Raw genomic sequence first — 14,034 nt, forward strand, 5'->3', positions numbered from 1 at the left:
ATCGAAAGGAATTTTTGTGTTCAATTTATCGCAAGCTTCTTTCTGATTTTTGTCACTTTTTCTTCTACTCGCTCTTCAAGTGGATGACTGATCAAATAATACTTATCTCCATTATCAAGCTTTAAGTAGGCTCTATATTCATGATTTGCAATAATATTCTGCTGATTTGAGAGTGAATACATGGTTTGTTTAGTCTTCACTTTGTTAATGAATATTTTTTCGATCGCCTGATACTTAACAGGTTTACCAAGTTTTCTCCCCATCGTCCAGACACCATCAAAGATTGTTTTCTTATCTGCATTAATGATAATCACCTTGGTGGCAAACCATAAAGCAGGCAGTATCGTACAAATGAGCATAGCAGTGAGTATAGACCATGGCTCAGGAAGCCAATCCATAAGTTTGATCGTAAGCACAACTACCAACACCACGGCTGTGAATCTAATAGGCAAACTCACAGCTTTGCCTTTATTTATTCGAATGATCTTCATGGATGATCGAAAGTACCAAACTATTTTCGTAGTTCAGAGTTTTTTTCAACTATGAGCGAATTAGCACTTTTTCCGTTGAATATCGTAGCCTTTCCGGGTGAGGCGGTCAACTTGCATATTTTCGAGCCTCGATATAAAATGCTTATAAATGAGTGTCTCGCAGAGGATTTGACCTTTGGAATACCTGCATACGTCCTTAATAAAATCGAACTAGGAACAGAAGTTGAAATCATTGAGATAACCAAAACCTATGATGATGGCCGGATGGATATCAAGACGAAAGCCTTAAAGGCTTTTAACGTAAATGAGTTTTGGAATCCATGGGGAGATAAAGAGTATGCCGGAGGAAGTGTTGATTATTTACCAATTAGCGTTGAGGAAACGGATCTGAATTTGCTGTATGAATTCAAAGAAATGGTAGCTAAGCTTTTTGGGTGGCTAGGAGAAACTGATGTTCCGGACATTTCTACAATCACATCTGTTTACGACATTGGACACAAGATTGGATTGAAGCCGGAAGAAGAATATAAACTCCTTCATTTAATAGATGAAAACGAACGACTCAATTATGCCGTAAAGCATCTTAAGCACCTTCTTCCCGCATTGGAGCGAGCACAAAATGCTCAAGAGCGAATCAAGCAAAATGGTCACTTTAAGCATCTGGATCCGCTGAAGTTTTAATCATCGAATTCAGGCTCAGCTTTAGATGTTTCGCAGATTACTTGTAATTTCCCATCATGATCGAAATCAGTGGATTTGGAACGGTTTTACTCTTTTTCGTCGGTGGAATAGCCTTTTTAATGGTGACATTGCTTTTAGGAAGAATACTCAGACCAAACAGGCCTACCCCTGAAAAACAGACTACATATGAATCCGGCGAAGAACCAGCAGGAGATGCATGGGGACAGTTCAATGTTAGGTTTTACATTGTTGCATTGATTTTCCTTTTGTTCGAAGCTGAATTGGTCTTTTTATTCCCCTGGGCAAGCGTCTTTGGAGATGAAAGCCTGGTCGCAGAGACCAATGGATTATGGAGTAAATTTTCGATGATAGAAACTTTCATCTTCATTGGGATTTTATTGGTTGGACTGGCTTATGTCTGGGCCAAAGGGATGCTGGAGTGGGTGAGGCCAAAGCCGAAAGCAACTGATTATGAATCGCGAATTCCATCGAATGCTTACGATAGATATAAATGAGCAAAGAATTAGAAACTATAGCAGGACTAAAGACCGGTGAAGGTGGTGTCATCGTTTCCAAATTGGATGATCTACTTAATTGGGCACGACTAAGTAGTCTGTGGCCAGTAGGTTTTGGCTTGGCTTGTTGTGCAATAGAGTTCATGTCGACCGCATCTTCGGCGTATGATCTGGATCGATTCGGCGTGATTCCAAGAAATTCACCTCGACAGGCGGATGTCATGATTGTTTCCGGAACAGTGACATTCAAAATGGCCGACCGAGTAAAACGGCTTTATGAACAGATGGCAGAGCCTAGATATGTTATATCGATGGGATCCTGTGCAAATTGTGGAGGTCCATATTGGGAGCACGGATATCATGTGGTGAAAGGTGTAGACCGGGTGATTCCTGTGGACGTATATGTGCCGGGATGTCCACCACGACCTGAAGCGCTTATTGGTGGCTTTTTAAAGCTTCAGGAAAAAATAAGAACAGAGTCTGTGCTTGCACCAAAGGCTTTGGAAAAATTGATGAAGAAAGATGCAGTTTGAAGAGATAAAGTCTTTGATTAAAAATCAGCTTCCAGGCGCTATCCTAGGTGAGGATTTGGAAGCTACGCCTCAAGCTTTGATCATTTCCGCTGATCATATTCACCATGTTTGTGACCTTCTGCATTCGAATGATAAGACGTATTTTGATTCACTTTCGTGTCTGACAGGGTTGGATAATGGAGAGGAAAAAAACTCGATGGAAGTCATTTATAATTTGTACAGCATCCCATATGACCTCCATTTGATGTTGAAGGTGGGGCTTCCACGAGAAAACCCAAGTGTCGATTCTGTTTCCGATATATGGAAAACTGCGGATTGGCTTGAACGCGAAACTTACGACCTATTAGGTATTCACTTCAACAATCATCCGGATCTTCGAAGAATCCTTTTGCCCAATGATTGGGAAGGATATCCGTTACGAAAGGATTATGTGGAGCAAGAGAAATATCATGACGTAGTTGTAAAATGGAAAAGTGAAAATGAATAATTTTCTATGAGTTCTCAATTCTCAATCTCTAATTCTCCGCTGCATAGGTCAGAACCTCTGAAATATCGAGAATCTGACCTCAAGACCGAGGAAATGATTATCAATCTTGGGCCTCAGCACCCATCTACGCATGGTGTTTTACGCTTAGAGGTAGTAACTGATGGAGAGATTGTGGTAGATGTGGTTCCACACATGGGCTATTTGCATCGATGCTTTGAAAAGCACGCCGAGTCGTTGGCTTTTAATCAGACCATACCATATACAGATCGCATGGATTATGTCGCTGCGATGAACAATGAATGGGCATTTGTGATGGGAGTGGAGCGAATGTTGGGAATAGAAAAAGAAATCCCTAAGCGAATAGAATACATTCGAGTACTGGTTGCTGAGTTGAATCGAATTGCCTCACACTTCATCGCTATTGGAACCTATGGAATGGATGTTGGTGCATTTACTCCATTCTTATGGATGATGCGGGATAGAGAGCATATTTTAAGAATGCTTGAATGGGCAAGCGGAGCACGCATGCTTTATAACTACATATGGGTCGGAGGCTTATTTTACGATTTACCAATTGGATTTGAGGAGCGAGCAAAGGAGTTTGTCGACTATCTAAAGCCGAAGCTCAAAGACTCAGAAACACTCTTGATCAACAATAAGATATTTATTGAACGCACGGCCAACATAGGCGTAATGTCTTCAGACTTAGCGATCAATTATGGCATAAACGGACCAATGCTGAGAGGTTCAGGTTTAAAATTTGATTTAAGAAAAGTAGACGGCTATTCTGTATATCCGGAAATAGATTTTGAAGTACCAATCGGGACAGGCAAAATGGGAACAGTTGGTGACTGCTGGGATCGCAATTGGGTACGTTACCAGGAGTGTTGGGAATCCATTCGCATCATCGAGCAATGTGCTGAAAAGTTATTGGGTGAGCATAAGCGAACCAAAGAATTTGATCCAAGGGCACTTGTACCTAAGAAGATCAGACCCAAAGCACAAGATTATTATGTCAGAGCTGAGAATCCGAAAGGCGAATTAGGCTTCTTTTTTAGAACCGACGGAAGGGCAGACCAGCCACTGAGATGTAAGGCTCGCTCCCCAAGCCTAAGCAACCTATCCGTAATCGCGGAGATTAGTAAAGGGTGCATGCTAGCCGATTTGTTTGCTATCTTAGGATCTATGGATCTTAATATGGGCGAAGTAGATCGCTAGTCGATATGAAAATTCTAAGCGCGCAGCAAATAAGGGAAGCGGATCAATTCACGATTGCTCACGAGCCAATTGCGTCAATAGACTTAATGGAACGTGCAAGTGAAGCGTTCGTGAATAAGTTTCTCGGACTTCATCCAGAAAAAAGTAGCGTTTACATTTTTTGTGGAACAGGAAATAACGGAGGTGATGGTTTAGCCATTGCTCGTCTACTCATAGCGCAGGGGTGGAAGATTGAGGTGTATATTGTTGGTGAGTCTGATAAAGGAAGTACCGATTTTAAAATCAATCTTAAAAAGGTATCCAAAACAAAGAAAATCGAAAGTCAGAAAGACTTTCCGAATATTGAGAATGGATCTATCATCATAGATGGAATTTTTGGTTCCGGTCTATCCCGTCCTGTAGAAGGCTTGTTTCATGACTTGATCATATTTTTAAATGGGCAGGAGGTACAACGAATTGCCATTGATATTGCTTCAGGGCTTTTTGCTGACCAACCTTTACCTCTAGATACGATTGCTTTTGAACCAGATTATACAATTTCATTTCAGACTCCAAAGCTGACTTTCTTCCTTCCTGAATACGCGAAGCATGTAGGTGAGTGGCGCGTGGTGAATATTGGACTGGATCAAGGTTTTCTTCAACAGCAAGAGACACAGTTTAGGCTATCAGAGGCGAATGAACTACGAGAGCTAGTTCCTGTGCGTTCAACCTTCTCTCATAAGAGTCAAGTGGGGAGGCTTATGATAGTGGCGGGGAGCAAAGGAAAAATGGGTGCTGCAGTCTTGTGTGCCAGAGGAGCTATGCGATCAGGTGCCGGGCTGATAAACGTGCACGTTCCATCTTGTGGTGTAGATATTTTACAAACAAGCATCCCTGAAGCCATGGTAAATCCAGACAATGGTGAGGAATGCATTGAGTCCATCTTAGAGACTACAGACACCGTGGCTATCGGGCCTGGTATGGGAACTGCTGAGAAATCCGCACAGGCCATGCGCGCATTCCTGGAAAAATATGATCAACCTATGGTGATTGATGCGGACGGGATTAACATACTCGCTGAGCATCCGGATTTAATAAAAAAAATCCCTCGAAATTCCATTCTCACACCGCATCCAGGGGAGTTTAAACGCCTGGTAGGAACATGGAGCAATGATTTTGAGAAACTGCAGATGTTAAGGACATTTTGCGTTGAAAAGGAATTGAACATAGTTGTAAAAGGTGCTTTCTCGACAGTATGTAATATTCATGGAATAATATATTTCAATCCAACAGGAAATCCTGGACTGGCAACTGCAGGTAGTGGTGATGTATTGACCGGCATAGCAGGAGCTTTGCTTGCTCAGGGATTGGAACCATTTGATGCGCTAAGACTGGCTGTTTATCTGCACGGTTCAGCGGGAGATGAGGCCGTTAGACAATTGCAAACACCATGGATACTCGCATCTGAAATTATCGATTTCATACCTAAGGCATTAAGTTCATTAGTCAGTGGCTGAAAGTCTAGATTTGAGTTATTCCATATCCTATCCGGATAGTCTTATTTACATTTAGATAAGATCACGATTTTATTCGATGGAAGAAAAAAACAACGCCGATTGGTTTAAATCAATTATTTCTGTGAAAAATCCAATGCAAAATGCCCTGATTAACGTTAATTAACGGTTAATATTTTATAGCCATAGGGAACAATATGAAAAAAAATGCGTAATTTGTATACTAACAATGCGCAATAAACTGATCATATTAACGTTCGCAATCGCTCTTAGTGGAGTCGCTCTGGCTCAGGGAGGAGTGGATCAGGTTCAAGAAGCGCAAATAAGTATTTATCCCAATCCTGCAATTGAACATATTTTCATCCAAGTAGAAGGTGATTTTGACAATGCACAATTTGAGCTGAATTCCATGATTGGAAACAAGCTTCAAATAAAGCCTGAGGAAGTTGGAATTGGTAAATACAAAATTCAAGTTAAAGATTTGGCAACTGGCTACTACTTCCTGATTGTAAAGGATGAAGCAAAGCGGTTTCGAAAGGCTTATAAGTTTTTAAAGCGCTAATTCTCTATCCCTTTTTTTGCTTAAACAAAAAAACCTCCAACACAATGTTGAAGGTTAATTTTATTAAGTATTATCTATAATCTTTTTACTGCTGCTGTTTAGCCTGTAGCCTGGTGTAGTAGTTGTTGAATAACTCCTCGTAGTAGGCAGCCTTCTCCCGATCGCCATTAGCGCGGTAAGCCCGTGCGACTTCATTCAGTGAGAGTATCTGTCTTTGTAGCTCATTGGAATCAGGACTACCGCCCGTCTCAAAATAATAGTCTAGATACTGAGTGGCATAAGTAGAGGTCACTTCTGCAATGTGCTCAGCCAGTTCCAGCTCCCCAACTTGTAGCAGCATATCAACTTGCTGCATGCTGAATATATCATAAGGGACAGACTCATTTGGCATTACTTCAAGACACTTCTTCAGAACTGCTGCTGCTCTTTCATAGTCACCTTCTGATATTAAGTTGTCAGCTAAGGTGTTGAATGTGGATCGTGAGTTTAATACAAATCCCAGGTAATCTTGAGTATAATATACGCTAGGATCATCAAGATTTGTCCATGTGAATTTATTCATCACATTGTCATACATCACATCTGTATTTACCGGATATGATCCGGCTCTATTGCTCTGACTTTGAGCAGGTACTACACGATATGCCATGCCTTCTTGAACTACGAAATTCTTGAGGTCCAAATTTAGCTGTGAGATAGATGTGTTATTCAGATATATTGGTCGCTCCCAGTCCGCATTAACCAATAGGTCCAGGAAGGCCAGATCTTTCTTCTCCAATCCTCTTCCTTTCACTCGTATCACCATTCGGTCAACTATGTTATCATGCATATCTTCAGGCACAATCCTCTTAGCTTTTTCCTTATCAACGTCTAAGAAAAGAGTGCGCGTCGGGATGGTATTGTAAGTCGTGTAACTATTCACCTGCATTTGAAGCGCCGGATTTTCATCCGCAATAAAATCCAACAAAATCTTAGCATTGATTGCATTGCCTTTCAATTCTTCTCTTTCGAAAACCGGTAGAAAATCATTCACACCACCTTGCTGATAGCGCTCAATTGGTAAGCTGTATGGAATTGGGTCAGATTCATATGCCTGTCTGGCAGATTGTTGTATGTACCAGTCAGTGTTATAATAACTAAGCACCAGTACTCGAGCATCAGTTCGATAGCCTTCCACTTCTTGAGCATACCACAATGGGAATGTGTCGTTATCTCCGCCTGTAAATATGATGCCATTTGGAGCTACTGTAGAAAGGTAGTTTTTAGCTGCATCCACAGAAAAGTATCGATCTGATCGATCGTGATCATCCCAGTTTTCGCTGGCCATCAAAACTGGAATAGTCAAACCAATGACTGAAGCCAATACAGCTGCAATTTTCTTTTCTTTCGAAATTCCTTTTAGTAGATCATATAAGAAGAGCACACCAAAACCTATCCAAATAGTAAAAATGTAGAAGGATCCGGCATAAATGTAGTCACGCTCACGGGGCTCAATTGGAGGTGTATTTAAATACAAAACAATGGCAATACCTGTCATAATGAAAAGGAGTGCGGTTGCCGAAAACAGCTTCACATCCTTTTTATACTGGATAAACATGCCAAAAAGTCCAAGCAGAAGCGGTAATCCAAAGTAGATGTTTCTTCCTTTATTGTTTTCTAGAATGTCTGGCAAATCGTCAAAGGCTCCACTTAAGCCAACCCATCCAGCTCCTTGAATGTCATGTTCCCTTCCGGAGAAATTCCACATAAAGTATCTGAAGTATTGGTGTCCTAACTGATGCACGATGAGATAATAAAAATTGTCTCCCCAACTTGGCTTTTCACCTTCTCTTAGTCCGGTAACTTCCCGATACTTCCGAACGTGATTCCCGGCAGAACTGTACATTCTTGGAAGAATCGTGGTATGCTCAGGATCAAAAACCTGCGTAACCTTATAATCTTTTATTACATACTTGTCGTCCCCACGCATATAGACCGGAGCACCTTGCTTGTTTTCGATAAGGTCCGCAGTGTAGTAAGGTCCTTTAAACAAAGGTCTACTTCCATACTGTTCCCTTTTTAGATAGGAAACGAAAGAGATAATTTCTTCAGGATTATTTTCGTCAATTGGTGGGTTATAATTACTTCTGATTACTGCGATCGCATACGAAGAATAGCCAATGAGTATGAAAGCTAATGCTAGTAACGAGGTATTCAGAACGTATTTATTGTGTTTGATAGAATAGTGGATGCCATATGCCAGGCCTCCTAAAACCAATACTCCAAAGAAGATCACACCAGATCCAAATGGAAGACCAAAGGAATTCACAAATAAGATTTCGATCTTCCCTGCCATTGATGGAAGTCCGGGGATAACTCCCTCTAGAACAATCAGTACGATTGCTGCAGATATAAGCATTGTGTAAATGATCCCTTTACGAGTAACTTTTTCGTAGTATTTGAAATATACGATTAGGCCAAGAACAGGTATCGCGACCAAGTTCAGTAAATGGACTCCAATTGAAAGCCCCATCATATATGCGATCAAAATAAGCCATCGAGCTCGGTCTTGCTCCTGTGTCATATTTTCCCATTTTAGGATAGCCCAGAAGACAAATGAGGTAAAGAATGCGGACATCCCGTACACCTCAGCTTCTACCGCAGAAAACCAAAAAGAATCGGAGAATGTACAAGCTAAAGCTCCTACCAGTCCTGTACCTATAATTGCAATGGTGTCAGCTGTGGATTCCTCGCCATTTTTCACTTTCAACACTCGCTTAGCAAGGTGTGTGATAGACCAGAAAATGAATAGTACGAAAAATGCGCTACTCATCACACTAAGCATATTTACCCAATATGCAACTTGAGTAACATCTCCACCTGCTAGAAGTGAAAACATTCTTCCGGTAAGCAAAAAGAATGGAGCTCCAGGAGGGTGAGGTACCTCAAGTTTATATGAGCAAGCAATGAATTCACCGGCATCCCAGAAGCTTGCCGTTGGCTCCACTGTAAGACAATAAGTGACCAGTGCGATCAAGAAAGTGACCCATCCGGTTATTATGTTGATTTTTTGGTATCCCATAGTTGAAAATATGTGAGGGGCGAAAATAGCAATTAACCAGAAGATAACTGGCCTTCTTGCCCGCAGATTTACAATAACTAATTGGTTTGCAAGGTTTTGAAAATCCTTATTAACAGAATGTGGGTTTTATACGGACATAAATCTCATTGGATGACCTTTTTAACATCTTTTATCAATAAACAGCTACATAAAAGAATAGCCAGACAATAAAAAATAAGGCATAGGTACTGGCGACTATGTAAGCGGATATACTAAGTTTTTTTCCGCTCAGAAAATAAATACCCAACACTAGAACTGGCCAGTAAAGTATTTCAAAAACATTAATCGATTTAAGCGGGTAGTGCCATTTTGGAGCGATTTGTGTGTAATCTACTAAGTTGATAAGTGAAAGCGGGTAGAAGGCCATGTAATCGTTGTAGTCCGGATCTGTGTAGAAAAGTGTGAACCAAAGCACTTTGGCAATTTCAGGTAGAAAGAAGAAGATTTCCGCGAGCATGACCATCTTCCATAACTGATTATAATGAAGTCTATAACCAAACATGAAACATCCTATCCACAATGTGAGTGTGGTCCAGGTCCATTTCCAAGCAAGAAAAACCGGGACACTCAAATATTGAATGCCATATAAAATGTCGAATACCCAGATATCTCCCCGCTCGTTTAACACTTCAAAGGCAGCAATCGAATCGATAATAAAGATTCTTTTTACAAAAAGTAAAGCAATGTATGCGAGACATATAATGATAAACATGCCAACACCGTTGAATTCAAACCAGTCTTCAAGAAATTGCTTTCGATACTTACTTAAGCGATTCGTCATTTAGATTTGCGATTGATGCGATTACACGTCAAAAATATCATCATGTGTTCCTTAATCCTACTCTCGGCAGGAGTGTATGCTCAACGGCAAGAGGATCAGTCGGATGGCGATAGCGTGAGGTATAGCTTATTGGTTAACCCATTCATACAGATTGAATCTACTGAGGCGATCAATTCAATGTACAATTTTGAGTTTACTAAGGCCCACAATCATTTCAATTACTTACAAAAAAAGTATCCATGGCATCCGCTTCCATACCTACTGAAAGGCCTCAATTACTGGTGGCAGATTGTACCAAATTATAATATTCAGAAATGGGACCAAGAATTTCTGGCATACATGGATACAACTAAGTATCTGGCTGAAAATGTTAGAGATAATTACAATGAGATCGAAGGAGCTTTCTTTCTGGCGGCTGCATATGCATTTGAAGGTAGGTTATATTCTGAGAGACGAGAATTTCGGAAAGCTGCCCTGGCCGGGAGTAGATCACTAAAATATTTGCGCGAATGCCAAGGATACGAGGAATACAGCCCGGAGCTGTTGTTTGGCGATGCACTATTCAATTATTATGCAGAATGGATTCGGGAAGAATATCCTTTACTTCGTCCTATTATGGCTTTTTTCCCAAAAGGGGATAAAGAAAAAGGCATTGGTCAACTTAAAGAGGTAGCACGAAACGCTTTTTACTCAAGGACAGAAGCTCAGTATTATCTCATGAGAATTTTATCCAACGAAGAGAATGATATTCTTGGAGCCTTGCAGGTGGCTCAATATTTAAACTCTCAATTTCCAGGAAACTCCTACTTCCATAGGTATTATGCGAGATTGCTTTATCAAGCTGGAAGATATTCGCAAGTAGAGAAGGTTTCTCTTGAGATTTTGCAACGAATAGATAGCGCACAAGTCGGATATGAATCAAATAGTGGCAGGTATGCATGCTTCTTTCTAGGACAGGTGAATGAAACCAGAAAAAACTATGAGGAGTCAAAAAAATATTATCAAAGAGGTTTGATTTATGCTGAGGAGGCCGAAGCTACTGAAATGGGATACTATTTCTATTCTTTGTTACATCTTGGGCAGATTGCAGAAGCAGAAGATGACAAAGAATTAGCAAGAGACTATTACATTCAGGTGAAGAAAGCAGCTAAGAGGAAACATTCGGCACATAAAGCAGCGCGAGAACGCTTAAAAAAGCTCTAAAATCGAAAGGCATTTAGCCACTTGTCTTTGTTTGCTTCTACACTATAACCTTGTTGCACGGTGGCTCTACCAGCTTTTCCAATTTCTGTTCTTAGTTTTTTGTCTTCAATCAAGATGGAAAGTTTTTCTACCCACTCTTCTGTTATTCCGGCAAGGAATCCATTTTCCCCATCTTGAATGATATCAGTATTTACACCCACTGGAGACATAATGGTTGGAATCCCGAGAGCCATGTATTGAAGGCCTTTCATAGCGCATTTTCCTCTGGTCCATTCATTATCTGGCAAAGGCATTAAGCCAATGTCCAATTCGGAGAGATCTCTAGCTTCTGTTTCGCTTTTCCAGGCTACTCCCTCAATTTTTAGGGAAGGATGTGAAAATGATGGCTCGCCTATGATCTTAAAATAGACTTCTTCAGAAAATATTTGTTTGATTTTCTCAAGCGCTGGAATTACTGTTTCGAAATGCTTAAGTGTAGAAAAGCTGCCGGTCCACCCAATGCACACCGATTCTTTTGGCTTAAAATCTTTTGTATATTTCTTAAAATCAATGGTACTCGGGATAATGTGAACCTCATTATTATATCTCAATGCGAAATCTTTCAGATATGTATTACCCACAATTACCCGATCTGCGAGGGAGCTAATAGTTGCTACTTTGTCTGGATTTTTAAGTTTATTAAAAATGCCTTGATTTGGATTTTCATCGCCTAGCCAGATTGCATCGTCAAAATCATAGATAATTTTAACGTCTTTTTTTTTAAGCCACTTTTCAAAAAAAGTCCCAAAGAAAAAGGCATCTCGGTAGATGTAAACCACATCAAATTCACCAGCGTTCTTGATACTTTTATATCTTCTCCATAATGCTTTTAAGCCTACCAAAATTTTAAGAAGCATGCCCTTTCCATAAAATATTTGATCTTCTTTTTCTGAAATTAAAAGTGGTGAAAAGGCGCAATCAATCCCTTTTTCTTCAAGGTAGCCCACATATTGCTCGTGTCGATACCTCTGACCAGGCGAACGATCTTTCCGGTGGAGAACTAGGAACAAAGCTTTTATTCGATCCATTTCTTATACCATCTTTGGAAGACATAGAGTGTCCAAATAGTTGCATGGACATCTTCTGGGCTATTAGAATAAAGCTTGTTTCTCAATGATAAGACCTTATTTTTTACAAAAATTCCTTGTGATTCTAAGTACGCCTCATTGAATACTATCTGATCCACTTCAGAGCTAAGTTCATTCCTCAACCAATGTAACATAGGCACCTCAAATCCTTTTTTAGATCTATGATGCAATTCTTTAGGTAGAATATGTTGGAAAGCATCTTGCAATACTCGCTTTCGGTGATTCCCCCTCACTTTATAGTCTGCTGGCAATGATCTGGCAAATGCCACTAAATCTTTATCTAAAAAAGGCACCCTAACTTCCAGACTGTTAGCCATGGACATGAGGTCTACTTTTGTAAGCATGTCTCCTGGTAAAACCATTCGCAAATCTGAATCAAGGAATCCATTAAGATCCAGAGAATCTTGTGGATGTGTTGAATGAATTAAATGTAAAAGCGCCTCGCTATGATCACCGTGCAAGAATTGACTCGGATCAGTATTAAATGACGCAAGGTGCCAATACTTTTCCGTTGAACTCAATCTCAAAAGTTCGCCATACTTAGCCAATCGCCGGGATGTATTACCAAGACTAGTAGATCTTGATTTGGGTAAAGCTGAGAGCAATGGACTTAATGATTTGATTAAAGCATTAGTTATAGTTCTCTTCTGAGATTTATGAAATGCCAGATGCTTATAGTAACCCCCGAATAGCTCATCTGCCCCATCTCCAGATAATGCGACTTTCATTTTGTTACTCACACGTTGAGACAGAATATATGTAGGAATCGCTGATGAATCTGCAAACGGTTCATCAATGTAGGTCATGATGTCATCAAGACTGTTTAACAGATCATTGTTAGTAAGCGAAAAGGTTGTGTGATTAGTTTTGAATTTGTTGGCTACAGACTCGGCAAAATGGGTCTCGTCAAAGAATGGATGATCTGAATATCCAATGGAGAATGTGCTAAGATTTTCGTTAAACTTGGATGCCATGGAAACAACTGCTGACGAGTCGGTGCCGCCACTCAGAAAAGCACCCAATGGAACATCAGCAATCATTCTTTTCCGCACGGATTCTTCAAAGAGTTTCACTAAATCATCCTGAGCATTTTCATAAGACTCTTCGTAGAGTTTTGGCTGGTCTATTGTGAAAAATGGCTTCACTGAAACTGTTTGATTCTCAATTTTAATGAAATGACCGGGGAGCAGTTTTTTCACTCCCAAGATCATACTCATCTCACCTGGCAGGTAGGTGAACTGAAGGTAAGCATATAGACTCTGCTTATTTATCTTTCTAGGTATGGGATAGCTAAAAATAGCCTTCAGTTCAGAACCAAAGGCGAAAAACTCTCCGCTCTGGAAATAGTGTAGCGGCTTGATTCCCATCCGATCTCTGGCAATAAGGAGGGTCTCATCCTTAGAGTCATAAAAAGCAAAAGCAAAAAAACCATTGAGTTTTTCAAGGCACTTATGACCCTCATTTATAAGCAAATAAAGTAGAACCTCCGTGTCTGAACTTGATTTAAAATCTATAGAAAGATCTTTGGCCAGTTCTTGAAAATTATAAATCTCACCGTTGAAGACGAGTGTATACCTTCCAGACTGGTCTGACATAGGTTGATTGGCTCTGCTGCTCGTATCAATGATTGAAAGGCGGGTATGACCCAGGCCTATTGATTTATTTAAATAAGTAGCTTGAAAGTCAGGTCCTCGGCGATTCAAAGAATCTGTTGATTTTTTGAGTGAATTAGCTAAGTCACTACGGTTTGAAAAGTTTTTGAAGCCTGTTATGCCACACATATGCGCAATCTGTCGAATTTCAGAGTGCTATGTTAGTATCAATTTGTTTATTTGCTAAAAGA

Annotated in this window: 13 protein-coding genes; 8 read left to right on the top strand and 5 right to left on the bottom strand. The window is 40.3% G+C overall.

Features of this window, described 5'->3' with window-relative positions:
• Positions 1–20: 20 nt before the first annotated feature.
• The gene (locus ACL8WY_RS13240) at positions 21–491 is read right to left on the bottom strand and encodes a hypothetical protein (protein WP_436515238.1); all 471 of its coding nucleotides are present in this window, start codon (positions 489–491) and stop codon (positions 21–23) included.
• Between the two features lie 51 nt (positions 492–542).
• Between ACL8WY_RS13240 and ACL8WY_RS13245 the strand changes: the two genes are divergently transcribed.
• From ACL8WY_RS13245 to ACL8WY_RS13275, 7 genes are all read left to right on the top strand, one after another.
• Positions 543–1,172, top strand: a complete 630-nt coding sequence (locus ACL8WY_RS13245) for an LON peptidase substrate-binding domain-containing protein (RefSeq protein WP_436515239.1) — start codon at positions 543–545, stop codon at positions 1,170–1,172.
• 56 nt (positions 1,173–1,228) lie between these two features.
• Positions 1,229–1,687 carry an NADH-quinone oxidoreductase subunit A gene (locus tag ACL8WY_RS13250; protein ID WP_436515240.1) on the top strand — a complete coding sequence of 153 codons (459 nt, stop codon included), beginning with the start codon at positions 1,229–1,231 and terminating at the stop codon, positions 1,685–1,687.
• Positions 1,684–2,220, top strand: coding sequence for an NADH-quinone oxidoreductase subunit B (locus ACL8WY_RS13255; protein WP_436515241.1), 537 nt, complete (start codon positions 1,684–1,686; stop codon positions 2,218–2,220). The genes ACL8WY_RS13250 and ACL8WY_RS13255 overlap by 4 nt, the downstream gene beginning before the upstream one ends.
• Complete coding sequence (locus ACL8WY_RS13260) at positions 2,210–2,707, top strand: NADH-quinone oxidoreductase subunit C (protein WP_436515242.1); 498 nt, start codon at positions 2,210–2,212, stop codon at positions 2,705–2,707. The genes ACL8WY_RS13255 and ACL8WY_RS13260 overlap by 11 nt, the downstream gene beginning before the upstream one ends.
• A gap of 6 nt (positions 2,708–2,713) precedes the next feature.
• The gene (locus tag ACL8WY_RS13265; RefSeq protein ID WP_436515243.1) at positions 2,714–3,925 is read left to right on the top strand and encodes an NADH-quinone oxidoreductase subunit D; all 1,212 of its coding nucleotides are present in this window, start codon (positions 2,714–2,716) and stop codon (positions 3,923–3,925) included.
• Positions 3,926–3,930: 5 nt separating this feature from the next.
• Positions 3,931–5,421 (top strand): NAD(P)H-hydrate dehydratase, encoded by a 1,491-nt coding sequence (locus tag ACL8WY_RS13270; RefSeq protein ID WP_436515244.1) that lies wholly within the window; start codon positions 3,931–3,933, stop codon positions 5,419–5,421.
• Between the two features lie 226 nt (positions 5,422–5,647).
• Entirely contained in the window at positions 5,648–5,980 is a 333-nt protein-coding gene (locus tag ACL8WY_RS13275) for a T9SS type A sorting domain-containing protein (protein WP_436515245.1), read from the top strand.
• Between the two features lie 85 nt (positions 5,981–6,065).
• Here ACL8WY_RS13275 and ACL8WY_RS13280 read toward each other — a convergent pair whose 3' ends face one another.
• Both ACL8WY_RS13280 and ACL8WY_RS13285 read right to left on the bottom strand, forming a co-directional pair.
• Positions 6,066–9,041 carry a protein O-mannosyl-transferase family gene (locus ACL8WY_RS13280; protein ID WP_436515246.1) on the bottom strand — a complete coding sequence of 992 codons (2,976 nt, stop codon included), beginning with the start codon at positions 9,039–9,041 and terminating at the stop codon, positions 6,066–6,068.
• 172 nt (positions 9,042–9,213) lie between these two features.
• Positions 9,214–9,861, bottom strand: a complete 648-nt coding sequence (locus ACL8WY_RS13285; RefSeq protein WP_436515247.1) for a hypothetical protein — start codon at positions 9,859–9,861, stop codon at positions 9,214–9,216.
• A 42-nt stretch (positions 9,862–9,903) separates the two neighbouring features.
• On the opposite strand from ACL8WY_RS13285, the gene ACL8WY_RS13290 reads away from it, so the two are divergent.
• Positions 9,904–11,064 (top strand): tetratricopeptide repeat protein, encoded by a 1,161-nt coding sequence (locus ACL8WY_RS13290; RefSeq protein ID WP_436515248.1) that lies wholly within the window; start codon positions 9,904–9,906, stop codon positions 11,062–11,064.
• Here ACL8WY_RS13290 and ACL8WY_RS13295 read toward each other — a convergent pair.
• Positions 11,061–12,131 carry a glycosyltransferase family 4 protein gene (locus ACL8WY_RS13295; protein ID WP_436515249.1) on the bottom strand — a complete coding sequence of 357 codons (1,071 nt, stop codon included), beginning with the start codon at positions 12,129–12,131 and terminating at the stop codon, positions 11,061–11,063. The two genes, ACL8WY_RS13290 and ACL8WY_RS13295, sit on opposite strands and share 4 nt — an antisense overlap.
• On the bottom strand, positions 12,119–13,972 hold the full coding sequence (asnB, locus tag ACL8WY_RS13300) for an asparagine synthase (glutamine-hydrolyzing) (RefSeq protein ID WP_436515250.1): 1,854 nt from the start codon (positions 13,970–13,972) through the stop codon (positions 12,119–12,121). The genes ACL8WY_RS13295 and asnB overlap by 13 nt, the downstream gene beginning before the upstream one ends.
• Between the last annotated feature and the right edge of the window lie 62 nt (positions 13,973–14,034).

This window comes from Ekhidna algicida (assembly GCF_051379705.1).
In the GTDB taxonomy this organism is placed as follows: Bacteria; Bacteroidota; Bacteroidia; order Cytophagales; family Cyclobacteriaceae; genus Ekhidna.

What these genes read in the sequence shown, in the direction of transcription:
- asnB (WP_436515250.1), bottom strand. Translation starts at nt 13,972, where the DNA reads ATGTGTGGCATAACAGGCTTCAAAAACTTTTCAAACCGTAGTGACTTA.
- ACL8WY_RS13295 (WP_436515249.1), bottom strand. Translation starts at nt 12,131, where the DNA reads ATGGATCGAATAAAAGCTTTGTTCCTAGTTCTCCACCGGAAAGATCGT.
- ACL8WY_RS13240 (WP_436515238.1), bottom strand. Translation starts at nt 491, where the DNA reads ATGAAGATCATTCGAATAAATAAAGGCAAAGCTGTGAGTTTGCCTATT.
- ACL8WY_RS13250 (WP_436515240.1), top strand. Translation starts at nt 1,229, where the DNA reads ATGATCGAAATCAGTGGATTTGGAACGGTTTTACTCTTTTTCGTCGGT.
- ACL8WY_RS13260 (WP_436515242.1), top strand. Translation starts at nt 2,210, where the DNA reads ATGCAGTTTGAAGAGATAAAGTCTTTGATTAAAAATCAGCTTCCAGGC.
- ACL8WY_RS13265 (WP_436515243.1), top strand. Translation starts at nt 2,714, where the DNA reads ATGAGTTCTCAATTCTCAATCTCTAATTCTCCGCTGCATAGGTCAGAA.
- ACL8WY_RS13270 (WP_436515244.1), top strand. Translation starts at nt 3,931, where the DNA reads ATGAAAATTCTAAGCGCGCAGCAAATAAGGGAAGCGGATCAATTCACG.
- ACL8WY_RS13290 (WP_436515248.1), top strand. Translation starts at nt 9,904, where the DNA reads ATGTGTTCCTTAATCCTACTCTCGGCAGGAGTGTATGCTCAACGGCAA.
- ACL8WY_RS13255 (WP_436515241.1), top strand. Translation starts at nt 1,684, where the DNA reads ATGAGCAAAGAATTAGAAACTATAGCAGGACTAAAGACCGGTGAAGGT.
- ACL8WY_RS13275 (WP_436515245.1), top strand. Translation starts at nt 5,648, where the DNA reads ATGCGCAATAAACTGATCATATTAACGTTCGCAATCGCTCTTAGTGGA.
- ACL8WY_RS13285 (WP_436515247.1), bottom strand. Translation starts at nt 9,861, where the DNA reads ATGACGAATCGCTTAAGTAAGTATCGAAAGCAATTTCTTGAAGACTGG.
- ACL8WY_RS13245 (WP_436515239.1), top strand. Translation starts at nt 543, where the DNA reads ATGAGCGAATTAGCACTTTTTCCGTTGAATATCGTAGCCTTTCCGGGT.
- ACL8WY_RS13280 (WP_436515246.1), bottom strand. Translation starts at nt 9,041, where the DNA reads ATGGGATACCAAAAAATCAACATAATAACCGGATGGGTCACTTTCTTG.